Annotated in this window: 23 protein-coding genes; 9 read left to right on the top strand and 14 right to left on the bottom strand. The window is 43.5% G+C overall.

Going from position 1 to position 25,140, the window contains the following annotated elements:
* Nucleotides 1–10 precede the first annotated feature (10 nt).
* Genes AAC852_RS14805 through dolP form a run of 3 tightly spaced genes read left to right on the top strand, consistent with a single transcriptional unit; the run spans nucleotide 11 to nucleotide 1,618 of the window.
* Nucleotides 11–400, top strand: coding sequence for a YraN family protein (locus AAC852_RS14805; RefSeq protein ID WP_340621669.1), 390 nt, complete (start codon nucleotides 11–13; stop codon nucleotides 398–400).
* Between the two features lie 40 nt (nucleotides 401–440).
* Complete coding sequence (diaA, locus tag AAC852_RS14810) at nucleotides 441–1,031, top strand: DnaA initiator-associating protein DiaA (protein WP_340621670.1); 591 nt, start codon at nucleotides 441–443, stop codon at nucleotides 1,029–1,031.
* A gap of 11 nt (nucleotides 1,032–1,042) precedes the next feature.
* Entirely contained in the window at nucleotides 1,043–1,618 is a 576-nt protein-coding gene (gene dolP, locus AAC852_RS14815) for a division/outer membrane stress-associated lipid-binding lipoprotein (RefSeq protein WP_340621671.1), read from the top strand.
* A 188-nt stretch (nucleotides 1,619–1,806) separates the two neighbouring features.
* Here dolP and mtgA read toward each other — a convergent pair whose 3' ends face one another.
* The 4 genes from mtgA to arcB all read right to left on the bottom strand — a co-directional run bounded on the left by mtgA (nucleotide 1,807) and on the right by arcB (nucleotide 6,559).
* Nucleotides 1,807–2,526 (bottom strand): monofunctional biosynthetic peptidoglycan transglycosylase, encoded by a 720-nt coding sequence (gene mtgA / locus AAC852_RS14820; RefSeq protein ID WP_340621672.1) that lies wholly within the window; start codon nucleotides 2,524–2,526, stop codon nucleotides 1,807–1,809.
* 4 nt (nucleotides 2,527–2,530) lie between these two features.
* The gene (gene elbB, locus AAC852_RS14825) at nucleotides 2,531–3,184 is read right to left on the bottom strand and encodes an isoprenoid biosynthesis glyoxalase ElbB (protein ID WP_340621673.1); all 654 of its coding nucleotides are present in this window, start codon (nucleotides 3,182–3,184) and stop codon (nucleotides 2,531–2,533) included.
* A 114-nt stretch (nucleotides 3,185–3,298) separates the two neighbouring features.
* A protein-coding gene (locus AAC852_RS14830) for an IS1 family transposase (RefSeq protein ID WP_340620646.1) occupies nucleotides 3,299–4,005 on the bottom strand; the annotation gives its coding sequence in 2 pieces (ribosomal slippage) (nucleotides 3,299–3,756 and nucleotides 3,756–4,005; 708 coding nt in all).
* Between the two features lie 208 nt (nucleotides 4,006–4,213).
* The gene (arcB, locus tag AAC852_RS14835) at nucleotides 4,214–6,559 is read right to left on the bottom strand and encodes an aerobic respiration two-component sensor histidine kinase ArcB (protein WP_340621674.1); all 2,346 of its coding nucleotides are present in this window, start codon (nucleotides 6,557–6,559) and stop codon (nucleotides 4,214–4,216) included.
* 703 nt (nucleotides 6,560–7,262) lie between these two features.
* Between arcB and gltB the strand changes: the two genes are divergently transcribed.
* The 3 genes from gltB (at nucleotide 7,263) to AAC852_RS14850 (ending at nucleotide 14,218) form a co-directional block, all read left to right on the top strand.
* Nucleotides 7,263–11,720, top strand: a complete 4,458-nt coding sequence (gltB, locus tag AAC852_RS14840; protein WP_340621675.1) for a glutamate synthase large subunit — start codon at nucleotides 7,263–7,265, stop codon at nucleotides 11,718–11,720.
* A gap of 9 nt (nucleotides 11,721–11,729) precedes the next feature.
* A complete protein-coding gene (locus AAC852_RS14845; RefSeq protein ID WP_340621676.1) occupies nucleotides 11,730–13,148 on the top strand; it encodes a glutamate synthase small subunit in 1,419 nt (472 codons plus the stop codon).
* Between the two features lie 560 nt (nucleotides 13,149–13,708).
* Nucleotides 13,709–14,218 carry a hypothetical protein gene (locus tag AAC852_RS14850; RefSeq protein ID WP_340621677.1) on the top strand — a complete coding sequence of 170 codons (510 nt, stop codon included), beginning with the start codon at nucleotides 13,709–13,711 and terminating at the stop codon, nucleotides 14,216–14,218.
* Between the two features lie 99 nt (nucleotides 14,219–14,317).
* Here AAC852_RS14850 and sspB read toward each other — a convergent pair whose 3' ends face one another.
* The 5 genes from sspB to zapE all read right to left on the bottom strand — a co-directional run bounded on the left by sspB (nucleotide 14,318) and on the right by zapE (nucleotide 18,053).
* Entirely contained in the window at nucleotides 14,318–14,800 is a 483-nt protein-coding gene (sspB, locus tag AAC852_RS14855; protein ID WP_340621678.1) for a ClpXP protease specificity-enhancing factor, read from the bottom strand.
* A gap of 3 nt (nucleotides 14,801–14,803) precedes the next feature.
* Nucleotides 14,804–15,445: a stringent starvation protein SspA gene (gene sspA / locus AAC852_RS14860; RefSeq protein WP_047686007.1), complete on the bottom strand. Its 642-nt coding sequence runs from the start codon at nucleotides 15,443–15,445 to the stop codon at nucleotides 14,804–14,806.
* A 357-nt stretch (nucleotides 15,446–15,802) separates the two neighbouring features.
* Nucleotides 15,803–16,195, bottom strand: a complete 393-nt coding sequence (gene rpsI / locus AAC852_RS14865; RefSeq protein ID WP_021323578.1) for a 30S ribosomal protein S9 — start codon at nucleotides 16,193–16,195, stop codon at nucleotides 15,803–15,805.
* 15 nt (nucleotides 16,196–16,210) lie between these two features.
* Nucleotides 16,211–16,639, bottom strand: a complete 429-nt coding sequence (gene rplM, locus AAC852_RS14870) for a 50S ribosomal protein L13 (RefSeq protein ID WP_038259580.1) — start codon at nucleotides 16,637–16,639, stop codon at nucleotides 16,211–16,213.
* A gap of 271 nt (nucleotides 16,640–16,910) precedes the next feature.
* Nucleotides 16,911–18,053: a cell division protein ZapE gene (gene zapE / locus AAC852_RS14875; protein ID WP_340621679.1), complete on the bottom strand. Its 1,143-nt coding sequence runs from the start codon at nucleotides 18,051–18,053 to the stop codon at nucleotides 16,911–16,913.
* Nucleotides 18,054–18,245: 192 nt separating this feature from the next.
* Here zapE and zapG point away from each other — a divergent pair, with 192 nt between their 5' ends.
* The 3 genes from zapG (at nucleotide 18,246) to degS (ending at nucleotide 21,540) form a co-directional block, all read left to right on the top strand.
* Nucleotides 18,246–18,650: a Z-ring associated protein ZapG gene (gene zapG / locus AAC852_RS14880; RefSeq protein ID WP_340621680.1), complete on the top strand. Its 405-nt coding sequence runs from the start codon at nucleotides 18,246–18,248 to the stop codon at nucleotides 18,648–18,650.
* A gap of 286 nt (nucleotides 18,651–18,936) precedes the next feature.
* Nucleotides 18,937–20,316 (top strand): serine endoprotease DegQ, encoded by a 1,380-nt coding sequence (gene degQ, locus AAC852_RS14885; protein WP_340621681.1) that lies wholly within the window; start codon nucleotides 18,937–18,939, stop codon nucleotides 20,314–20,316.
* A gap of 165 nt (nucleotides 20,317–20,481) precedes the next feature.
* Entirely contained in the window at nucleotides 20,482–21,540 is a 1,059-nt protein-coding gene (gene degS, locus AAC852_RS14890; RefSeq protein WP_340621682.1) for an outer membrane-stress sensor serine endopeptidase DegS, read from the top strand.
* Between the two features lie 103 nt (nucleotides 21,541–21,643).
* Here the strand turns inward: degS and murA are convergent, their stop codons facing one another.
* From murA to mlaC, 5 genes are all read right to left on the bottom strand, one after another.
* Nucleotides 21,644–22,897, bottom strand: a complete 1,254-nt coding sequence (murA, locus tag AAC852_RS14895) for a UDP-N-acetylglucosamine 1-carboxyvinyltransferase (protein WP_340621683.1) — start codon at nucleotides 22,895–22,897, stop codon at nucleotides 21,644–21,646.
* A 57-nt stretch (nucleotides 22,898–22,954) separates the two neighbouring features.
* Nucleotides 22,955–23,209 carry a BolA family iron metabolism protein IbaG gene (gene ibaG, locus AAC852_RS14900; RefSeq protein WP_340621684.1) on the bottom strand — a complete coding sequence of 85 codons (255 nt, stop codon included), beginning with the start codon at nucleotides 23,207–23,209 and terminating at the stop codon, nucleotides 22,955–22,957.
* 130 nt (nucleotides 23,210–23,339) lie between these two features.
* A protein-coding gene (locus tag AAC852_RS14905) for an IS1 family transposase (RefSeq protein ID WP_340619583.1) occupies nucleotides 23,340–24,037 on the bottom strand; the annotation gives its coding sequence in 2 pieces (ribosomal slippage) (nucleotides 23,340–23,788 and nucleotides 23,788–24,037; 699 coding nt in all).
* A 115-nt stretch (nucleotides 24,038–24,152) separates the two neighbouring features.
* Nucleotides 24,153–24,482, bottom strand: coding sequence for a lipid asymmetry maintenance protein MlaB (gene mlaB, locus AAC852_RS14910; protein WP_340621685.1), 330 nt, complete (start codon nucleotides 24,480–24,482; stop codon nucleotides 24,153–24,155).
* A gap of 1 nt (nucleotide 24,483) precedes the next feature.
* A complete protein-coding gene (gene mlaC / locus AAC852_RS14915; RefSeq protein WP_340621842.1) occupies nucleotides 24,484–25,113 on the bottom strand; it encodes a phospholipid-binding protein MlaC in 630 nt (209 codons plus the stop codon).
* Between the last annotated feature and the right edge of the window lie 27 nt (nucleotides 25,114–25,140).

The following is a 25,140-nucleotide window of genomic DNA, read 5'->3' on the forward strand; positions in this document are numbered from 1 at the left end:
TAATTTCAGGATGAAAAAAAACCAAAACAATCGCTATGCTCAGGGATGCTATTATGAACAACAAGTTAAACAATTTTTGCAGCAACAAGGTCTTGTCTTTGTCGCAGAGAATGTGAAAATTCGTGGCGGGGAAATTGATCTGATCATGCGTGATAAACAAACATGGGTCTTTGTCGAAGTTCGTTTCCGCCAAAATGCACAATACGGCGATGCCGTTGCTACAATTACCCGAAGCAAACGCAGAAAGATATTGCGCACCGCCTCGTTCTGGCTTTATCAGCGTGATGAATGTTTTGAAACTGCGGCCTGCCGCTTTGATGTTTGTGCAATTACTGGTCAAAAATTTGAATGGCTGAAAGATGCTTTTAATTTAAATGAAAACCTATCTGATAGGTTCTGAATTTACTCGATCAATAAAATAGAAATATATAGGTCATAACGTGCTGGATAGAATTAAAGTCTGCTTTACCGAAAGTATTCAAACACAAATCGCAGCAGCAGAGGCATTACCCGACGCGATATCCCGCGCCGCAATGATGATGGTTCAGTCACTGCTGAATGGCAACAAGATCCTGTGCTGTGGTAATGGCGGCTCAGCCGCAACAGCACAACGTTTTACAGCCAGTATGATAAACCGATTTGAGACAGAGCGACCAAGTCTGCCAGCGTTGTCGCTGAATGCTGATAATGTGGTGATCACTGCCATTGCCGGCAGTAAACAGCCAGAAGAGATCTACGCTAAACAAGTCAGAGCACTGGGGCAGACTGGAGATGTTCTGCTGGCTATCTCTACACATGGAAACAGCCGGGCGATTATCAAAGCAGTAGAAGCCGCTGTCACCCGTGATATGACTATTGTTGCATTGACGGGTTTTGATGGCGGTGAACTGGCAGGGTTGTTGGGTCCACAAGATGTAGAAATCCGCATCCCTTCCCATCACAGTGTCAGAATTCAGGAAGTGCACATGCTGACAATTAACTGTCTGTGTGACTTAATCGATAATACGTTATTCCCTCATCAGGATGACTAAGGAGCCAAATAATGCGGTTATTTTCTCTATTATTGGTATTTTGTGGTGCAATATTATTGCAAGGATGTATTGGTGCTGCCATCGTCGGCTCTGCTGCTATTGCAACCAAAGCAGGCACCGATCCCCGTACAGTCGGGCAACAAGTTGACGATACCACTTTAGAAGCTCGTATCAGTAATGCCATCAGTAAGGACCCACAAATTAAGTCCCGAGCTCGTATCGTTACAACAGTTTATGAAGGTAAGGTGCTATTAACCGGCCAGAGCCCAGATATGCAGCTAGCAGATCGAGCCAAGCAGATAGCATCAAAAATTGAAGGGGTTAGTGTAGTTTACAACGAAATCAGACAAGGTAATCCTGTTACACTCAGTACTGCATCTTTAGATACCTGGCTGACAACGAAAGTACGTTCGAAAATTCTGGCCAGTGATGCAGTGAAGTCATCAAATATTAAAATTGTGACTGAAAATGGCGAAGTCTTTTTATTTGGCATTGTTACCCGGCAGGAAGGAGCTGATGCCGCGAAGATTGCCAGTGAAACTGACGGGGTTAAACGCGTAACCATCGCGTTCATTTATCTTGATTAGATTTCGATATTAGAAGTAGCGATTAGCACGATACAAATCACGGCATTAACAGTAAAACTGTCGCCGTTAATTTTTTCCAACACGCCCTGGCAAACAACTCTGTCAAACAAACTATTCCAAACAAAGCGGCACAAAAAGAGCTGCTTTGTTTGGGTTTTTCTACTGTTTCCTGAGCGCTGCATTTCAAATTATTTGCTCAATTTATTTGATTTTAGATAATGCTGTCCCCCTAATAACTGCATTTGCCGTAAAATCCATCGCTGACGTTGCAACACATAAGGAGAAGGCGTATCAACCCTATAACGGAGAGGATTAGGTAACACTGCCGCCAAAAGAGCGGCCTCGGAGGCTGTCAATCGACTGGCTGGTTTGCTGAAATAGTGTTGAGCAGCTTCTTCCACACCAAAAATACCATCACCAAATTCAGCAATATTGAGATAGACGGTCAAAATACGTTTCTTCGGCCACAGTAGCTCCAGCACAACCGTCATTCCCGTCTCCAACCCTTTTCTCACCCAACTACGCCCTTCCCACAGAAAGAGGTTTTTAGCTGTTTGCTGAGTTATGGTAGAAGCACCACGTATTCGCTTCCGATACTTTTTGTTATGTTCCACTGCCATTGCTATCGCTGGAAAATCAAATCCCCAGTGTTCCGGAAACCGTTGATCCTCGGCAGCAATCACGGCTAATGCCATATAAGGTGAAATTTGATCTTGATCTACCCAAGTAGAGCGAGAAACATAAGATAAATTAATTGACACTAAAGCGCTGATCTGTTTTTCCAGCATTACCATAGAAAACGGCACTGGCAGAAATGAAAATGTGATTACAGCAACAAACCACAAAAGAGTGATCATGCCCACAATTTTTTTCAACCAGTGCCATAATATTGAAAAAGGATTTCTCATCCTATTACTCAATCATTTCCAATATTTTTCTGACCAATTTGTCTATCCCTATTTCGGCCTCAGATAAAGATTGAGCAAGCATATAAGCTGGCGTTGTAACAATTTTATTTTCAAAATCAACAACAATGCCATCAACCGGACACGCTATATGAACCCCTCCCATTTTTTCTATCTGTGCTACCATTTCGGGATCATTACCTACAGTGACTTTTATCGGTTTATCTAATATTTTGGGAACCATAACGGGTGCAATACACATAAAACCCATTGGCTTACCTTTTTGGTGCATATTTTGCACAACGCTTAAAATTTCTTTATTTATTTCACAGTCAGATCCTTTAAATGCGAAATTACATAAATTTTTAGCTACGCCAAAACCGCCGGGAACAATCAATGCATCCAAAGTATTAACATCAACCTCAGATAATGGCTGAATATTACCTCTTGTTATACGGGCTGACTCTTCCATTATGTGACGGATTTCTTGTTTCTCCTCTCCATTAAGATGATTAATTACATGATGTTGTGACTCATCAGGCGAAAAAAAAGACACTTCAGCACCCAAACGACTCAAAGAGAGCATAGTTAAAACGGATTCGTGGATTTCACTACCGTCATAGACCCCACATCCACTTAATATAACTGCAACAGATTTCATATTTCTCTCCATTTGTAGTAGATTAATGCTTAACCCCTTAGAGGGTTAAACACCAATCTTCATCACAGATTTTAATGAATCTTGTAACAAAAAATCTGGTCATGTTCCCAATGGTTAGATCGGTGATGAGATGTAGTATTCACGCTCAATGAACGTACCTATCACTTTGTCGTGCATTTCTTCGGATTTGGAATAACCTATTGTCTTTCTATTCAACCTCTTTATCCGGATACGAAGCGTAAGATTCGTTCTCTCGATACGTTGGGTAAATTTCTTTCCCGTGAGGTGTTTTTTCTTAGGCAGGTAATCGTAAACGGCATAATCATCTGTACAGTAAAACCGGATAGTAAAAGGAGATAGGAGTGCCAGCAGCTTTTTCAACGTCTTCCTGCTGCGATCCCCAAACACATGTGCCACTACCCGTTTCCTATTCGGCTCCCACGCATACCAGAGCCAGCGCTGATTTCTTTTATTACCGACAAATGACCACTGCTCGTCTATTTCACAGACAATATGAATTTCACTGCCCGAAAGCGGCAGCGTAGTTACTTGTCTTGGCGTGAGTTTTTTAATGTGCGAATGACCGTGTTAATACCGACTTTCAGAACCCGAGCCGTGTCCCTGACACCAGCGTTATTCATGGACATATCAATAATTCGTTCTTTCATGCCGGGGTGGCAGGCTTGGTAGGTATAGTTCAGTTGGAAGGTTTTACGGCAAGCATAACAGTGATAGCGGGGGTGCCCAGTACGCCCTTTTCCATGCCCTTTAACCTCGTCTGTTTTATGACAGTAACGACAAACCACATCAACTTTAGCCATATCTCACCCAGAATAAAAAGTAAGGAGTTTATCACAATATCTAACCATTGGGAGCATAACCAAAAATCTTATCTTTGCTATGTTGGTACTTGTATTCTGTGTGGAAGAATTCTTTAATTGCTCGCGCCTAAAATAAATCTTAGATAAGCGGGCAAACAAGTTTCCCTGGTGTTGGCGCAGTATTCGCGCACCCCAACTTCGGTTGGGGTTATTTTTTTGTAGCGTCCGCCAGCCAGTTTCTCAATGTTTCCGTATCATGTTTCCATTCCTGACTCAGCTCATCTACCCACTCCTGCACGTTATCCCACCACGCGGGTAAATCTGGTGACTGGATCTGCTGTGCTAATTGTTGTAAATGACGTAATCCGACAGAACCGACAGCACCCTTGATTTTATGAGCCTCTTCCGTAATTCCTTTTTGATCCTTTGCTGTCATATTCGATTCCAGTAAGGCAAGGTAGTTCGGCATCATATTTTCAAAGATGGTCAGATTATCAGATATCATCTTCGGACCTACCAAGTCGATATACTGATTGAGCATCTCTAAATCAAGTAGTTCATCAATGAATGCTTCATCCTTTTTCAAGGGCTCCGGTAACCGTGGTTCAGATTCAGCCAATTTACCCCAGAATTTTTCCATTACGGCAGTCAGTTCTTTCACAGAAAGAGGCTTATTGAGAACTTCATCCATGCCTGCCTCAAGATATTCTTTCTTGTCTTTCAAAACATTGGCAGTCAGAGCGATCAGAGGAGGAAGAGTGTGATTCTGGTAACGTTTATGCAATTCACGAGCAATATCCCATCCAGTCATATCCGGTAATTGGATATCAAGCAGCACCAAGTCATACTCATCGGGATCAAACATCTCCAGAGCATCACGGCCATTCATGGCGACATCTACACTATTACCGAGTTTCTCCAGAACAGAACGGGCAACAATGACATTCAGCTCAATATCCTCAACCAACAGGATATTCAGTGCGGGTAATGGCAGTGAATCTTCTTCTTCCCCTCCTACAGCGTTTTCATCAATCGCAGGGGCAATCACAGATAAGGTAAAACAAGATCCCTCACCTACTGTACTCTTAACCGTAATATCACCTTCCATAGCTTGTGCGAGCCGTTTGGATACAGCAAGACCGATCCCTGTCCCCGTGGCCGGACGTCCGCCAGCACTGTCTCTCACCTGATAATACATGGCGAAGATTTTTTCTAGCTCATCAGAGGGGATACCAATACCGGAATCAGTGACTTCAAACAGCAGGCGATCTTCTTCTTCACACCAGATACGCACTCTGATTTCGCCTTTCTGGGTAAATTTCACGGCATTGCTAATTAAATTCCACAGAATTTGGCGTAGGCGAGTACCATCAGCCAAGACCTTAGCGGGTAATGGCAATTCTGGCTCTAAAACAAACCGAATGCCTTTTGGTTGTGCCAACAATCCAGACAAATTCTCCAAATCAGCCATAAAACCAGTAAAATCAATCGGCTGAGTGTCAAGTTGGATCTTACGGCGCTCAATTTTATCTAACTCAATAATATCATTAAAGATATTACCCAGAGTGATCGCACTGACGTGGATTGTTTTTAGATAGTTGCACTGTTCAGGTGTCAGATTGGTATCCATCAGAATACGGCTTAAGCCGACAATGCCATTTAAAGGCGTACGAAGCTCATGGCTAATCGTAGAGATAAAGGTAGTCTTATCTCTGCTGGCATTCTCCAACGCGTCCTGATAGCGCTTACGCTCCGTTATATCGCGTCCAAATCCCATCAGACCATGACGTCTACCGATACGATCATAAAAAGGAACTTTTCTCAGCTCAAAACAGGCCTTGCGTCCATCAGGATAAACCAGCCATTGTTCATAAGTCAGCGAGACGTTATGACGAAAGACTTTTTCATCCGTTTCCATCACCTTGCTGGCAATTTCCTTGTCGTAAACTTCTATCGGTGTCAGACCAATCAGTTGTTTTTCACTTTTGCCTGTCAGCAGTTCCATCGCACGGTTACAGCCAGAAAACTCATTATCTTCATTGCGGTAATAAACTAGATCAGGTGAAGCATCAAGGAATGAACGTAACAGAACCGATTGCTGTTCAAGTTCAATCTGTGTTTTTTCACGGTACTCCATTTCTAATTTCAATTTGTCCAACAATACCAGATGCGCTTTTTCTGCTTTTTCCCTTTCGCTGATTTCTTGATTTAATTGAGTAATATTATCTTTTAGCTGCTGATTCAATATTGCATCACGTTGACGCATTTCCTCCAGTTTTGCCACCAAACTGGATAAGCGTTGACGGGACTCTTCAAGTTGTTCCACGACAATAGAGAGAAAATAAACCGCCCACGGCGTAATTAATAAACCAAAAAAGATGGAACGGATTAAATCGATACGTTGTACTTCCCCATGCAAGACGAATGTCACTGCCATTTGCATCGTCATTGCCAAGATCACCAGAACAGATGCCAGTAGTAACGAAAAGCGTACTAATCCCAGTTTCATCATTAAATCAACGTAATATTGGGCAAGCCCCCTGATCAGCTTCATAACAACTCCATAATAACTCCAAGTAAAATCACCAGATTGAATCATAACTTAAATAAAGCCCAACTTCGTTAAGGGATATTGTTCTTAACTCCCTTAAAAGAATAAATAATCAAAAAAACAGAATATTAAATCAAACCCGATTTTAGTGACTTATAAAAGAATAAAAATCAATCAATCATTTACTCTTAACGAACACAAAATACACAACAAAATGCCAATAAAATTCACCAACAAAGATAAATATTCTAAAAAAAGTCATTTTATAAGCATATTTAAAATACATAATATGGATAAATTAGTGATATAACTCACATCATTTCTAAGTCATGATCTGAGTCACATAATAAGGTAGTAACAATATTTTTATTTTAATTCAATCTGATATGTATTTTTCAATTACATAAAACACGATCTGGCATTATTTGACCTGTTTTATTTTTCTCGCTAAGTTGGGAATTCACTGAAAATTACCTGTTGGTTATTTCTCCAACTCATATTTATGCAGTGACCTTATACAAAAACACAATATCATTTCGCTCTGCTGTTTTTATTAACGGTTATGACTGATAACCAGTTATTACCAATAAAACTTAAACAAACAAATGGTATTTGACTGAGGGCGCAATTCAGACGTCTGTAGCAATAATAATCTATATCATCTCGTGAGTGATGTAAGAGTCGGACAGAACTTGGGAGCTTTACCATGTTGTATGACAAATTACAGGAAAAAGATAACTGTGGCTTTGGATTAATCGCACATATTGAAGGAGAGCCAAGCCACAAGGTTGTGCGCACAGCAATACATGCACTTGCCAGGATGCAACATCGGGGAGCAATTCTGGCAGATGGAAAAACAGGTGATGGCTGTGGCTTATTAATGCAAAAACCTGACCGGTTTTTTCAGATGATTGCCCATGAACAATCATGGCGACTGGCAAAAAACTACGCTGTCGGTATGTTGTTTTTGAGCCAGGATAGCCAGATAGCCCAATCATGCCGCGATATTATCGAACAAGAATTAGAAAATGAAACGCTGTCCATTGCCGGATGGCGAGAAGTCCCTATAAATCGCGATATCTTAGGCAACATCGCACTGTCAAGCCTTCCCCGAATTGAACAAATTTTTGTTAATGCCCCTGCCGGATGGCGATCACAGGATTTAGAACGTCGTCTATTCATTGCCCGTCGCCGTATAGAGAAACGCATTACCGATGACGATTTTTATATTTGCAGCCTCTCCAATCTGGTCACGATTTACAAAGGGCTATGTATGGCGGCTGATCTGCCTCGATTCTACTCGGATTTGGCAGATTTACGCATGGAGTCAGCGATCTGCCTGTTCCATCAACGGTTTTCAACTAATACCGTCCCTCGCTGGCCATTAGCACAGCCGTTTCGTTATCTGGCTCATAATGGTGAAATCAATACGATCACCGGAAACCGCGAATGGGCCAAAGCGAGAGCCTATAAATTCCGTACGCCTTTGATCCCTGACTTACAAACTGCGGCTCCTTTTGTCAACGAAACAGGTTCAGACTCCAGTTCACTGGATAATATGCTGGAACTATTTCTCAATGGCGGTATGGATTTGATCCGTGCAATGCGCTTACTGGTTCCCCCCGCATGGCAGAACAACCCAGATATGGATGACGATCTGCGTGCTTTCTTCGATTTTAATTCCATGCATATGGAGCCGTGGGATGGGCCGGCGGGTATCGTTATTTCTGATGGACGCTATGCAGCCTGTAATCTCGACCGCAACGGTTTACGTCCGGCACGTTATGTTATTACGAAGGATAAACTGATCACCTGTGCTTCAGAAGTCGGGATCTGGGAGTACCAACCCGATGAAGTCGTAGAAAAAGGACGTATCGGTCCAGGTGAATTAATGGTAATCGATACCCGGAAAGGCCGAATTCTTCATTCTGCCGAAACCGATAACGATTTGAAAAGCCGCCATCCTTATAAAGAGTGGCTGGAAAAGAATGTCAGGCACCTGATTCCTTTCGAAAAATTACCAGAAGAACAAGTTGGCACACGGGATTTGGATGATCGCATGTTGGCAACCTATCACAAACAGTTTGCCTACAGTCATGAAGAGCTGGACCAAATCATTCGCGTACTCGGCGAGAATGGTCAGGAAGCAACGGGTTCAATGGGGGATGATACACCATTTGCCGTACTTTCCAGCCGCCCACGCATAATCTATGACTATTTCCGCCAGCAATTTGCTCAAGTGACCAATCCTCCCATCGATCCGCTGCGTGAAGCACATGTTATGTCGTTGTCCACCCGCATAGGCCGGGAGATGAACGTCTTTTGTGAAGCTGAAGGACAGGCTCACCGCCTGAGTTTCGAATCCCCGGTACTGCTCTATCCCGATTTTGTGCAACTGACAACACAGCAAAGCTCTTATTATCGCGCAGAAACATTGGATTTAACGTTTAACCCACAAGAAACGAATCTCAAGACCGCAATTTCAACCCTGTGCGAACAAGCAGAAAAACGTGTCCGTAATGGTGCGGTATTGCTGGTCTTATCCGACCGTAATATTTCTCCAGAAAGATTACCGATCCCTGCCCCAATGGCAGTTGGTGCCATCCAGCACTGTTTGGTGGAAAAAAGTTTGCGTTGTGATGCCAACCTGATAGTCGAAACTGCCAGTGCCCGCGATCCACACCATTTTGCGGTATTGCTTGGCTTTGGTGCTACCGCTGTTTACCCTTATTTGGCGTATGAATCATTGGGCAAAATGGTCGATGATGGCACAATCAATACCCCATATGCCCGTGTGATGCTGAATTATCGCAATGGTATCAATAAAGGGTTATATAAAATTATGTCCAAAATGGGCATCTCCACGATTTCATCCTATCGCTGTTCTAAGTTGTTTGAGGCTGTCGGCTTACATTCTGAAATAACAGATCGCTGCTTCAATGGGGTCGTCAGCCGGATTGAAGGGGCTGATTTCAACGATTTTGAACAAGATTTGCGTAACCTTTCCAGACGGGCGTGGCTGTACCGCCATACGATCGATCAGGGTGGATTACTGAAATATGTCCACAATGGGGAATATCACGCTTATAACCCTGATGTCGTGAGTACCTTACAAGCAGCCGTTCACAGCGGCAAGTACAGTGATTACCAGAAGTACTCACAATTGGTCAACGGCCGCCCTATCACAACACTACGCGACCTGCTGGCAATATCTCCAAAAGGAGAGCCGATTCCCATTGAAGAAGTCGAACCCGCCGAAGCGCTGTTCAAACGTTTTGACACCGCGGCGATGTCAATTGGTGCGCTAAGTCCTGAAGCACATGAAGCACTGGCTGAAGCAATGAATACACTGGGTGGTTTCTCCAATTCCGGCGAAGGTGGAGAAGATCCTGCTCGCTATGGTACGAAAAAAGTTTCCCGGATTAAGCAAGTTGCCTCCGGGCGTTTTGGCGTCACTCCCGCTTATTTAAGCAGTGCCGATGTTATTCAAATTAAAGTTGCCCAGGGAGCAAAACCCGGTGAAGGCGGGCAATTACCGGGAGATAAGGTAACACCATACATCGCCAGACTACGTTATTCGATTCCCGGTGTGACATTGATTTCGCCACCACCGCATCACGATATTTATTCCATCGAAGATTTGGCCCAGTTAATTTTTGATCTGAAACAGGTCAATCCTAATGCCCTGATTTCTGTGAAATTGGTTTCAGAGCCGGGTGTAGGAACCATCGCTACCGGCGTAGCAAAAGCCTATGCCGATTTAATCACTATCGCCGGCTATGACGGAGGAACAGGAGCAAGCCCTCTGTCCTCTGTGAAATATGCCGGTTGTCCGTGGGAACTCGGCTTAGTAGAAACCCAGCAAGCGCTGGTCGCTAATGGCCTGCGCCATAAAATTCGTCTTCAGGTTGACGGCGGGTTAAAAACAGGTGTAGACATTATCAAAGCCGCTATTTTAGGTGCAGAAAGTTTTGGTTTTGGTACGGGACCAATGGTTGCGCTCGGCTGTAAGTACCTGAGAATTTGTCATCTCAATAACTGTGCAACCGGAGTAGCTACACAAGATGAAAAATTGCGTCAGTCTCATTATCACGGGCTGCCTGAACGAGTAATTCATTATTTCCGCTTTATCGCACAGGAAACGCGTGAAATTCTGGCTCAACTGGGAATGCGCAAATTAACAGATTTGATTGGCCGCACAGATTTGCTTGAAATATTGGAAGGTATCTCTGCCAAACAAAGCAAACTCAATCTTGAACCTTTACTGGAAACAGCACAGCCCCATGAAGGTAAAGCCCAGTATTGCACTGAAGATAACCCTTCCTTTGATCAGGGCGTGCTCAATAAAGCTATTATCAATCAGGCCCTGCCTTTTGTTAAAAAGGCGCAGAGTAAAAAATTCTATTTTGATATCCAGAATACTGACCGCTCTGTCGGGGCATCACTGTCTGGCGCGATTGCCGCAATACATGGTGATCAGGGACTGGCGGGTAACCCAATAAAATTACATTTTACAGGAACAGCCGGACAAAGTTTTGGAGTCTGGAACGCAGGCGGAGTTGAATTAACATTAACTGGTGATGCCAATGATTATGTCGGCAAGGGCATGGCAGGTGGACAGATTGTTATTTTGCCTCCGGTAGGCTCTGCATTCAAAAGTCACGAAGCAACGATTATTGGCAATACCTGCCTTTATGGTGCAACTGGCGGAAAATTATTTGCCGCCGGATGTGCAGGTGAACGCTTTGCAGTAAGAAACTCAGGTGCCATCACCGTGGTTGAGGAGATTGGAGATAATGGCTGTGAATATATGACTGGTGGAATAGTCTGTGTTCTGGGTAACACAGGAGTCAACTTTGGCGCAGGTATGACAGGAGGATTCGCGTATGTTCTCGATGAATCTGATGATTTCCGCAAACGGGTTAACTCTGAATTAGTCGAAGTTCTCTCAATTGATACCCTCTCCATTCATAAAGAACACCTACGCGGATTAATCACCGAACATGTTCGCCTGACTGGCTCACAACACGGTGAAAGTATTCTGGAAAACTGGTCACAATGGGTCAATAAGTTCGCACTGGTTAAACCTAAGTCCAGTGATGTCAGTGCACTGCTGGGGCACCGCAGCCGCTCCTCCGCAGAATTGCGGATTCAGGCGCAGTAGGAGTTAAGAATGAGTCAAAATGTTTATCAATTTATCGATCTACAGCGTGTCGATCCACCCAAAAAAGCGTTGAAAATCAGAAAAATAGAATTCGTGGAAATTTATGAGCCTTTTTCTGAAATTCAAGCACAGGCGCAAGCAGATCGCTGCCTCGCATGTGGAAATCCGTATTGTGAGTGGAAGTGCCCGGTACACAACTACATCCCGAACTGGCTAAAATTAGCCAATGAAGGCCGCATTATTGAAGCAGCAGAGCTATCCCATCAAACAAATAGCCTGCCGGAAGTTTGTGGGCGGGTTTGTCCGCAGGATCGTCTTTGTGAAGGTGCCTGTACACTGAATGACGATTTTGGTGCCGTCACTATCGGTAATATTGAGCGTTATATTAACGATACTGCTATTGCGATGGGTTGGAAACCCGATATGTCACACGTGAGTACGACCGACAAACGAGTCGCCGTCGTTGGAGCAGGCCCTGCCGGATTGGCATGTGCTGATGTTCTGACACGCAATGGTGTACAGGTTGTCGTTTACGATCGACATCCTGAAATCGGCGGATTGCTCACATTTGGTATTCCTGCTTTTAAACTAGAAAAAGAAGTCATGAGCCGGCGCAGAGAAATTTTTACCGAAATGGGTATCAAATTCTGTCTGAATACAGAGATAGGGAAAGATGTCACACTTGCTGAACTCACAAAGCAATTTGATGCCGTCTTTTTGGGTGTTGGAACTTATCAGTCCATACATGGTGGTCTGGAAAATGAAAATGCCGACGGGGTATATGATGCTCTGCCTTTTCTAATTGCCAATACCCGTCATTTAATGGGCTATGAAGAATTACCGGAACAACCCTATATTGATATGAAAAATAAGCGGGTTCTGGTTCTGGGGGGTGGTGACACAGCAATGGACTGCGTACGTACTTCTGTTCGTCAGGGTGCAACCCATGTGATCTGTGCCTATCGGCGGGATGAAGACAACATGCCGGGTTCTCGCCGTGAAGTGAAAAATGCCCGGGAAGAAGGTGCTGAATTCCAATTCAACCTCCAACCAGTCAGCATTGAAGTCAATGATAAAGGCCATGTTCGAGGTGTCAAAGTAGCTAAAACACAATTAGGAGAAATGGATGAAAAAGGCCGGCGCCAGGCCGAAATCATTCCAGATTCAGAGTTTATCATTGAAGCCGATGCTGTGATTATGGCGTTTGGTTTCAAACCACATACCATGCAATGGCTGGATGAATATCAGGTCAATCTTGATCAACAAGGACGCATTATCGCCCCCGAATCCAGTGATTTTCCTTTCCAAACCAGCAACCCTAAAATTTTTGCTGGTGGAGATGCTGTCAGAGGTTCTGATTTAGTCGTCACTGCCATTGCTGAAGGCAGGAGAGCCGCCTCCGGTATTCTTGATTACCTTGAGGTTTAATTTCATCTTATCCTAAATTTTTCTCCGGTCTTCTGACTGGAGAAAATCTCACAAAATAGACTCTCACTTCTTTTATTGTCATTCCAAAACCACTTCTTGTTGGATTTATTGATCATTTTCATTTGATTGATGAATTCTATCAATGAATATGAAATTGATCGTCAATACCGATCAATTTATTGATCTTTTTTGATTCATCTGGTACATTTTTTGTGTATACAGAAGATTGTGTTCTAAAACCACCATCTCCTATGGAAGTAGTGATGATTTCCGTTTTACTACCATGATTATTGTATTTTTCTGTGTTATGCGACTATTCTTATATCCCAAAAGTAAATATTTGAATTTAATATCTTAGCTAATCTTAAAAATAGGTTTGACTTCTTTTTAAAGAAAGATTTCAGCATATAGCTCTAGGATATAAAGAAGATATGAGGGATTAATGAAATAAGATGATGATTTATACGTAAATTACAGATTTGAAGCCTGCACTTTCAAGTAAACTAATTAAATAATAAACAATTTAAAATTAATTACATAATAGTAACTCCGAGAACTAAATGCGTTTACTAACTAAAATATCTCTGCTCTCTTTCATATTCTTAATTAGTTCCCCTTCGGTCGCTGGATTATCTACCCCTATAGAAATCAGACAGCAAGTAAAAGAAAGGGGGGTGAATTCCATCGTTGCTGAAATAGGTGAACAAGGTAAAAGGAACGAAATTGCTCATTATATTACGACTGGAAATCCTGAATGGGTAAAAATTGCTTTTGAGTTAACTCCCAACATACATCAAGACTTTTCCAAACAGATTGTTAATTCCTTATCTTTTGCCCTGATTAATAATCCTGTTGAAGTTCTAACACTGGCAAACAAACGCAAACCTTCCTTATCAAGTGATATCTGTAATATTCCACCAACATTAATAGGTTTGGAAAATAAAGAGCAATTTGTTCGAAATGTAGCTAAAAGTTTAAATGCAGCCAAAAAATCAGCAAGCAGAAAGGACAAAGAAAATATAGAGATATGTCAATGGGAGTTGAACCAGTCTTACACTGAATATTTGTAATACAATATCAATTCAATAACCAATAAAGACAACTAAAAATAAAGGAGATTTTTATCTCCTTTATTTTAACGACTTATTGGCACTACATGGTTTATGTGCCTATTTTACCACACGTAATATCGGGCGGCCTTTTGGTGGTTGAGGGGGTTCATCATCCGGAGAATTATCATCATGTTGTGTTTTCATATCACGAATCAGCACCAGATTATCAGCCACCGGAGAATCGGAATCTTCCTGCCCAGATCCCGCTTCATAGGCTACTTCTGGCTCAAACATCATTCCGGCCCCATTTTCACGAGCATAAACTGCGATCACAGCAGACATAGGAACAGAAACCTGACGTGCTACCCCACCAAAACGAGCATTGAAGCGAACTTCGTCATTGGCTAATTCCAGATTACCAACCGCCCGTGGAGAAATATTCAGGATGATCTGCCCGTTCTGCGCATATTCCATCGGAACGCTTACTCCATATTGAGTAACATCCACAACGATATGCGGAGTCAAGTCATTATCCAGCAGCCACTCATAGTGTGCCCGCAATAAATAAGGGCGGCGGGGAGATATTTGAGTCATACCCATACATTAACTCCGTGACTGTAAACGTATTTCACGCTCCGCTTCTGTCAATGAAGCCAGAAACGCATCACGTTCAAATACACGTTGCATATAGACTTGAAGATCTTTGGCTCCCGGGCCAGATAACTCAACACCCAGTACAGGTAAACGCCACAACAGAGGAGAGAGATAGCAGTCTACCAAACTGAATTCATCGCTCATGAAGAAAGGCATCTCTCTGAAAATAGGTGCTATTGCCAGCAACTCTTCAGCAAGCTGTTTCCGTGCAGCATTGGCTTCCTGCATATTCCCTTCCTGAATTTTGTACATCAGGGAATACCAGTCTTTTTCAATTCTGTGCATCATCAAACGGCTGGAACCTCGTGCAACAGGGTATACAGGCATGAGCGGTGGATGCGGGAAACGCTCATCCAAATATTCCATTATGATGCGAGAATCATAAAGAGTCAGCTCACGATCAACGAGGGTAGGAACCGTCTGATACGGGTTCAGGTCAATAAGATCCTGCGGCAGATTGCCTGCTTCAACGTGTTCTATTTCAACGCTGACCCCTTTCTCCGCCAGTACAATTCGCACTTGATGGCTAAAAATGTCGGTCGGGCCGGAAAACAGAGTCATTACCGAACGTTTGTTGGCAGCGACAGCCATGAAAACCTCCAAGTTTATCTAAAAAAAGGAACGAACAGCCCTTCAATGAACAATGGCTATTCTCGCTCATATTCTCATCCGGCTTCGCGCTTATTATCCGAGGATTATAGACAAATCAGGCAAACACATGGACAAGACAAAAAATTGTCACTAGTTTACCAGATTTTGAACATTTTGTGGGGAAGTAGATTAAGAATTAATGATGATATATTGGAGTTCAGAAATTTATCTCTGCAATATGCTTTTTTTTCTGGAAAAAAAGAGTATTCACAAAGGCAAGAAAACCCAAAGATAAAAAACCCGCCATAAAAATGGCGGGTTTCAACATTAATCCAATGCCACCATTGCGGCAAAAAATTAACGCTTGGAGAACTGTGGACGACGACGTGCTTTGCGCAGACCCACTTTTTTACGTTCAACTTCACGAGCATCGCGAGTAACGAAGCCAGCTTTGCGAAGATCAGAACGCAGAGTCTCGTCATAAGCCATCAGTGCACGGGTAATACCGTGACGGATTGCACCTGCCTGACCAGAGATACCACCACCTTTAACAGTGATGTACAGATCCAGTTTGTCCAGCATGTCAACCAGCTCAAGTGGCTGACGAACAACCATGCGCGCAGTTTCACGACCGAAGTAAACTTCAAGGCTGCGTTGGTTGATTACGATGTTACCGCTACCTGGCTTAATGAAGACACGAGCGGAAGAGCTTTTGCGGCGACCAGTGCCGTAGTATTGATTTTCAGCCATTGCCTATAATCCCGATTAAATGTCCAGAACTTGTGGTTGCTGTGCCGCATGGTTGTGCTCACTGCCCGCGTAAACTTTCAGTTTACGGTACATTGCACGACCCAGTGGCCCTTTTGGCAGCATGCCTTTAACCGCGATTTCAATGACACGCTCAGGACGGCGGGCAATCATCTCTTCAAAGGTCGCTTGCTTGATACCACCGATGTGACCAGTGTGGTGATAATAGATTTTGTCAGCACGTTTATTGCCGGTTACAGCAACTTTCTCTGCGTTAACAATAATGATGTAATCACCAGTATCAACGTGCGGAGTGTATTCCGCTTTGTGCTTGCCGCGCAGGCGACGAGCTATTTCAGTTGCAAGACGGCCCAGAGTTTTGCCATCTGCGTCAACAACATACCAGTCGCGTTTTACGGTTTCTGGTTTAGCTGTAAAAGTTTTCATTAAAGCTTACCCAATTATAAGTTACACGTTGGTGAACGCTCGAGGTTCAGAAACTTTTTTGAGGTTCACACGACTCATGTCCAGCAAACCTACCCCTTCGAATAGCCTATGCCGGCACTAATGCAAGTTTTTCGGGAAATAAAAAATCCTGCTGTAACGTGGGGTCGCAAGATTATAGAGAAGTCGCTATAAAAAATCGACCCCAAATTCAATAATTATCTCGCCAGATAACGGTAATCCTGGCGAAATCTCTCTAGAATTTCACCGAATATCAAGGCAGATGCGGGCGCTGCAAATATTCCTCACTCTGCATTTCCTGTAAACGGGACAGGCAACGCTGGTACTCAAAACGGAGTAATTCTCCCTGATAAATCTCTTCCATTGGCGCTTCAGCATTGATGATCAATTTCACGTGACGTTCATAGAATTCATCGACCAATGCAATAAAACGCCGCGCAGCACTCTCATTCAATACCGTCATCACCGGTACGTCATGCAGCAAGACAGAGTGGTAGATCTTAGACAACGCAATATAGTCCAACTGGCTGCGGGGTTCCTCACACAACGTCTTGAAATTGATTGCCAACACACCATCAACACTGTTAATCGCAGGCATCTTACGATGATTAATCTCTAGTACCGGTGCTGGCTCACCTTCCCGCCCGGCCAGACGCAGGAAAACCTGATGCATCTCTTGGTGGGTACTTTCCGACAGTGGCGTCAAATAAAGATGTGCCTGAGTGAGTGTCCGCAATCGATAATCAATTCCGGCATCTACATTCATCACGTCACAATATTTCTTGATTTGTTCAATCGCTGGCAGGAAACGCGCGCGTTGTAACCCGTTCCGATACAGTTCATCTGGTGGGATATTTGATGTTGCCACCAGTGCAATTCCTCGTCTGAACAAAGCTTCTAATAATGTGCCGAGGATCATAGCATCCGTAATGTCAGAAACAAAAAATTCATCAAAGCAGAGTACATCCGTTTGTGCTTTGAAACCATCTGCCACAATTTCCAGAGGGTTTTCGCGCCCCTGTAATTCAGTTAATTCTTCATGTACCCGCAGCATAAAACGGTGGAAATGGAGGCGTAATTTCCGTTCAGTAGGCAAACTCCGGAAAAACATATCCATCAACCATGTTTTTCCTCGTCCCACGCCTCCCCACATATAAAGCCCCTGAACCGGACGAATCTGTTCTGTTGATGAGCGCTTCAACAACTTACTCAATAGCCCTTTCAATCCATTTGTTTTCACGCCATCTGAATATAAGGTATTACTGGCAGAAAACTGCACGAGATCATGATAAATCATATCAAGGCGGACAACTGTCTTGTGTTGCACTTCATCAGGTTGATATTGTCCATCGGACAGCGCAATTTGGTAAAGAGACGAAGGTGTAATCGGTGACATTAACGTGGTGATCCTTAAAAATTTTTTATTCCCGGTCTACATACCTTGGGTATAACTCACAACCTATCATGACAAATTCGTATAAAATTAACATCTCAGGTGATATATAAATTAATTAAATAATAATCAATATTCCACTCTGACTGAATTAACGGTTATAGTGATAGCTGTGATGTTAATAAAGGAGTTGCCATGACTTGGGAATACGCACTGATCGGATTAATTATTGGTTTTATCATCGGAGCACTGGCTGTCCGCTTTGGCAGCACAAAATTGCGTCAGCAAAATGCGGTACAAGCAGAACTGGAGAAAAATCGGGCAGAACTTGAAGAATATCGCAAAGAGCTGGTTAGCCATTTTGCCCGTAGCGCCGAATTGCTGGATAATATGGCTCGTGATTATCGCCAGTTGTATCAGCATATGGCTAAAAGCTCCAATGAGCTGATGCCAAACATGCCTGTACAGGATAATCCCTTTAATTACCGTCTTAACGAATCCAAGACCGATTCTAATCAAATTGTCACCGATACGCCTCCGCGAGACTATTCTGAAGGTGCATCCGGCCTGTTTCGTCCAATTCAAGACCAAAAGCAATAAATCGCCTTGCCGTGGTAACAATCAGCATCACGGCAAGCTACTTTATCCTGTTATATACGTTTGTTTTTTATTTTTTATTCAGGTAAATCCCTGTAAAGACATTCAACAAAACTACATTATTAGTGAACTTTGCTGAATACTTGGTAGTCATAACTGCAACGAAACAATTATGATTGAGACCTGTCTCAATTAGAGTAATTTCTCAGAAAGCAGAATTTCTTTATGAGATGGGAATTTTAAGTACGATTTTCCTTTTCTGGCTTAAGTATGTAAGAGAACGTATTCAATGAAAAGTAAAAACACATTGCTCAGCGCACTCGCGATCAGTATTGGATTATCTTTGGCCTCGGTTCCAATGGAAAGTAATGCAGCTTTACCTGCTGCCATGGCCTCTCAAGAATTGCCGAGCCTGGCTCCAATGCTGGAAAAAATTCTTCCTTCTGTCGTTACCATACATGTTGCTGGTACTGAGGTGCAAACCCAACAGCTTCAGCTACCAGAAGACTTCCAGTTCTTCTTTGGGCCAGGTTTTCCGCCAATGGAAAAAAGAAGCCGGCCATTCCAGGGATTAGGTTCTGGTGTCATTATTAATGTCGATAAAGGGTACGTACTTACTAACAATCACGTTATCAATAATGCGGATAAAATTAAAGTCCAGCTAAATGACGGGCGTGAATATTCGGCCAAACTCATCGGGCGTGACCCACAAACTGACATTGCTCTTTTACAGTTAAAAGATGCCAAAAATCTGACTGCCATCAAATTTGCTAACTCAGATCAGCTACGTGTCGGTGACTATGCTGTTGCCATCGGCAATCCATTTGGGCTAGGGCAAACCGTTACCTCAGGGATCATTTCCGCCCTTGGCCGTAGTGGCCTGAATCTGGAAGGTTTGGAAAACTTTATTCAGACTGATGCCTCCATTAACCGGGGTAACTCTGGTGGTGCTCTGATTAACCTAAAAGGGGAGCTGATTGGTATTAATACTGCTATCGTCGCACCAAGCGGTGGCAATGTTGGCATTGGCTTTGCCATCCCAAGTAATATGGCCAAGAACTTAGCCGATCAGCTGATTGCTCATGGTGAAGTAAAACGAGGCCTGCTTGGTATCAGAGGTACCGAAATGTCAGCAGATATCGCCAAGGCACTGAATATTGATGCGCAACAAGGTGCATTTGTCAGTGAAGTCACGCCTAAGTCTGCTGCGGCTAAAGCGGGTATCAAGCCAGGAGATGTATTGGTCTCCATTGATGGCAAAAAAATTAATAGCTTTGCTGAGTTAAGGGCGAAGATCGGCACTACCCTTCCAGGTAAAGAGGTCAAAGTTGGTTTACTGCGTAAAGGGAAGCCAATGGAAGTAACTGTCATACTGGAAAACAGTGAAAATCAGGCAACTAAAGCGGAAAAACTGAGTATTGCTCTGCAAGGTGCAACTCTCAGCACTAGCATCGTGAATAACACTCCTGGCGTAAAAGTCGATGCAGTTGCCAAAAATTCACCAGCGGCAATGGTAGGTTTGCAGAAGAATGATTTGATTATCGGTGCTAATAATGTTCGAGTTAAGAACATCAATGAACTGCAAAAAATACTGGAAGAAAAACCATCCGTTATTGCCCTGAATATTCTGCGTGGTAGCGATAATATTTACCTACTGCTGCACAGTTAATCAATATATACCTCTATGAATTTCAGGTTGTAGCGTGATAACAAAACAGTGTGATAACAAACAATCCGAAAGATAAAAGGTATAGAAAAGGCAGACACAGGAATAAGCTGTGTCTGCTCGCTTCTGTGCTATGCTTTTTTAACTTATTGATTATTGAATAATGCCATGCTGATCAAATTACTGCGCTCCATATTGGTAGGATTACTTATTGCAACGATTTTCCTGGTTGCTATACCATCACTGCGTCCCAATAAGTTAAATAATTTCCTATACAGCAACGACACAGAAAAACCTTCCAGTTACAGTCAAGGCGTTCGCCGGGCAGCTCCTGCTGTCGTTAACATCTATAGCACCAGCATAGGTAGCTTTTCCCATGAACCACGGGAGCTTATCCCTCTGGGTTCTGGTGTTATTATGAGTGAGCAGGGGTATATACTCACCAACAAACATGTCATCAATAAAGTGGGATCTATTATTGTGGCGTTGCAAGATGGGCATTTTTATGAAGCGCTGTTGGTCGGCTCTGATGGCCCGACCGATCTGGCTGTTCTCAAGATAAACGCTGAAAATCTCCCGGTGATCCCGATCAATCTCAAACATACTCCCCATGTGGGCGATATCGTGCTGGCAATCGGCAACCCTTACAACTTAGGGCAGACCATTACTCAGGGTATTATCAGTGCGACCGGGCGTGTCGGGCTCAGCCCGACACGGCGACAAAATTTTCTGCAAACAGACGCGTCAATTAATCAAGGTAGTTCCGGCGGTGCGCTGGTTAATACATTAGGAGAACTGGTGGGCATTAATACGCTGTCATTTGATAAGTCTGAGTTTGGCTCTACACCTGAAGGACTAGGATTTGCTATTCCTACAAAGCTTGCAACAAAAATCATGCAGAAATTAATCCGTGATGGACGAGTTATCAGAGGATATATTGGTATTTCAACAAAAGAACTGCCTAATATTCGTTCTTCAGGGACCAATATTCATCAAATTCAGGGAGTTCGGGTTTTCCAGCTTTTACCGGGCAGCCCCGCCAAAAAGGCAGGCATTCAAGTGGGGGATATCATCATCAGCTTCAACCGTAAGCCTGCAATTTCACCTCCCGAAGTCATGGATCAGGTTGCTGAAATCCGCCCCGGTAGCATCGTTCCTGTTACCGTCTTGCGTGATGGTCAAACCCTCACGTTCAACGTTACGATTGAAGAATTTGATGAACACTGAGATGCATCATGAGATGAAAGACGCTCAGGTTTTCAATTCAACGCTTTCCCAACTCTCTCCGCATATTCTCTCCCCAAATCTTGGAGGAGAGAATATATTTATCCTACTTAATGCGTTCGATATTGGCACCCAGACCACGCAGCTTATCTTCAATATGCTCGTAACCCCGGTCAATATGGTAAATACGATCGACGATGGTTGTTCCTTCTGCAATACAGCCAGCTAATACCAAACTAGCAGAAGCGCGTAAATCCGTTGCCATCACCTGAGCACCAGATAGTTTTTCTACGCCGTGGCAAAGTACAGTGTTACTTTCAATTTCTGCATGTGCGCCCATACGAATCAATTCAGGGATATGCATAAAACGATTTTCGAAAATAGTTTCGGTGATCATGCCCGCACCTTCAGCAACAATATTCAGTAAACTAAATTGTGCCTGCATATCAGTCGGGAAGCCCGGATGTGGTGCAGTGCGAAATGTGACTGCTTTTGGCCGTTTCCCATGCATATCCAAACTAATCCAGTCATCACCTACCTGAATATCAGCTCCGGCTTCACGTAATTTAGCCAGAACAGCATCCAATGTATCTGGCTTAGCCTTGCGACAGATAACCCTTCCACGGGAAGCCGCCGCTGCAACAAGAAAAGTTCCTGTTTCGATGCGATCAGGCAATACACGATAGACACCACCACCTAAACGCTCGACACCTTCAATCACAATGCGATCAGTTCCTGCCCCCGTAATTTTTGCACCCAATGTATTCAGGAAATTGGCCGTATCTTCAATTTCAGGTTCACGTGCTGCATTTTCAATGATGGTTTTACCTTCCGCCAGTGTTGCTGCTGTCATGATAGTTACCGTTGCACCGACACTCACTTTATCCATAACGATACTGGCACCTTTTAAACGACCATCTACAGACGCTTTAACATACCCTTCTTCCAGGACAATCTTCGCACCAAGCTGTTCCAGTCCGGAAATATGAAGATCGACAGGACGGGCCCCGATAGCGCAACCACCAGGTAAAGAAACCTGTCCCTGCCCAAAACGGGCTACCAGTGGCCCCAATGCCCAAATAGAAGCACGCATGGTCTTAACCAGCTCATAAGGTGCACAATATTTATTGACCCCTCTGGCATCAACAAATACCGAGCCATTACGTTCTACTTTCGTTCCCAAACGGTTCAGCAGTTTGATTGTGGTATCAATATCTTTTAATTCAGGAACATTCTGTAATTCAACTGGCTCTTCCGCCAGCAACGCTGCGAACAGGATTGGTAATGCGGCATTTTTTGCCCCGGAAATAGTCACCTCTCCTGACAAGCAGGTAGGCCCTTTCACTCGAAATTTATCCATCTGTCATGATTCTCTTATTTAATTCAAAGTGTGCTGTTCGCGGCGATGCAAACAACCTCAAAATCCCTGGAGTTTGCGGTCACGTTGCCATTGTGCTGGTGTGTAGGTTTTAATTGACAAAGCGTGAATGCGGTTATCAGCGATATATTCCATCAGGGGAGCATAAACTGTCTGCTGTTGTTTAACACGGCTTAGCTCACCAAAAATCTCACCCACTGCAATTACCTGAAAATGGCTACCATCACCACTAACGATCACGTCATCAAGCACCAACTTTTCCATCAGTACTTTTTTAATTTCATTAGTATCCATAGTTTGCTCACACTCGCTGTTAAAATAATAATAGACGCCTATCGTAATGGAATCCAGGCGACTCTTAAACCAAGAAAAACGCCCTTATAAGACAAGGACTCATAGGTCATGCTCCCAATAGTTAGATCTGTTATGAAAGATAGTATTCACGCTCAATGAACGTACCGACCACTTTGTCATGCATCTCTTCGGATTTGGAATAACCTATTGTCTTTCTATTCAGCCTCTTTATCCGGATACGAAGCGTAAGATTTGTTCTCTCAATACGTTGGGTAAATTTCTTTCCCGTGAGGTGTTTTTCTTTAGGCAGACAATCGTAAACGGCATAATCATCTGTACAGTAAAACCGGATAGTAAAAGGAGACAAGAGAGCCAGCAGCTTTTTCAACGTTTTCCTGCTGCGATCCCCAAACACATGTGCCACTACCCGTTTCCTATTCGGCTCCCAGGCATACCAGAGCCAGCGTTGATTTTTCTTATTACCGACAAAGGACCACTGCTCGTCTATTTCACAAACAAGATGAATCTCACTGCCCGCAAGCGGCAGCGTAGTTACTTGTCTTGGTGTGAGCTTTTTAATGTGCGAATGACGGTGTTAATGCCGACGTTCAGAACCCGAGCCGTGTCCCTAACACCGGCGTTATTCATGGCCATATCAATAATTCGCTCTTTCATACCGGGATGGCAGGCTTGATAGGTATAGTGCAGTTGGAAGGTTTTGCGACAGGCATAGCAGTGATAGCGAGGATGTCCAGTACGTCCTTTTCCATGCCCTTTAACCTCGTCTGTTTTATGACAGTAACGACAAATCACATCCACTTTAGCCATATCTCACCCAGAATAAAAAGTAGGGAGTTTATCACAAGATCTAATCATTGGGAGCATGACCGACTCATAAGGGCGATAATTATACCCACCATCTTTCTGGGGAGTTATTTTCAGATTATAAATGGCCTGCAAAGTATCTTTGCAGGCCATAAAGCGCAATAAGCGTTTTCAGGCGCTCCCCTATACCAGAAAATGTCAACCCTTTGCCTTGTTGCTGCCTGTCACCTTTTACGCGAACAAATAAGGCCAGCCCCGTGGAATCCACATGTTCAAGTTGGGAAACATCAATATTATCTATTTGAGCCAATACGCTGTCTCTTTTCTGCCAAAAGGATAGCAGGCTATCGCGATCTAACGTACCTTTCAGAAACAGCGTGTTTCCTTCTTGTTCCCAACTTAGCTGCGTGATTCTATCAGGCACTTTATCCTTTTCCCGGCTTTTCATATCACTTTTTCTTTTCCAAAGTGATTGGAACTTGTGCACTGATCTTCAGTTGCTCAGTTAAACCATCAATACCTTTCTGGCGCAGAATTTCCGACCATTCATTCTGTTTTGTCGTAATCATGCTTACACCTTCTGCTATCATGTCGTAAGCCTGCCAGTTCCCAGTTTTACTGTTTTTTCGCCACTGAAAGTCGAGACGAACAGGTGGTTGACCATTAGGATCTGTGATGGTGACACGGATCGCTACGATGGTCTTATCACCCAGTGGTTGCTCAGGAGCAATCTGGTAATTTTGTCCATGATACATTGCCAGAGCCTGACCATAAGCTTGCTCCAGATAAGACTCAAATGCCTTGAAATAAGCGTCACGCTGCTCAGGTGTCGCTTGCTTGTAGTAAGGCCCTAATACCAATGCCCCTGCATATTTTGTCTGCACATAAGGCATTAATTCCTGATGCACAATCTGACGCAGTATTTCAGGATTTGCCTGAATCTGCGGCTGTTCATTCTTCAAACGAGAGAACGTTTTTTCTGCTGCATCTTTCATTAATGCATAAGGGTTGGTTTGATCAACAGCACTGGCGAATGGCGCAACCACCAGTAAGGCAGCCATAAGTAATCGCTTAAACATCATTAGCATTTCTCCTAAGCAGTGGAT

The organism is Xenorhabdus siamensis, assembly GCF_037996745.1.
Classification (GTDB): Bacteria; Pseudomonadota; Gammaproteobacteria; order Enterobacterales; family Enterobacteriaceae; genus Xenorhabdus; species Xenorhabdus indica.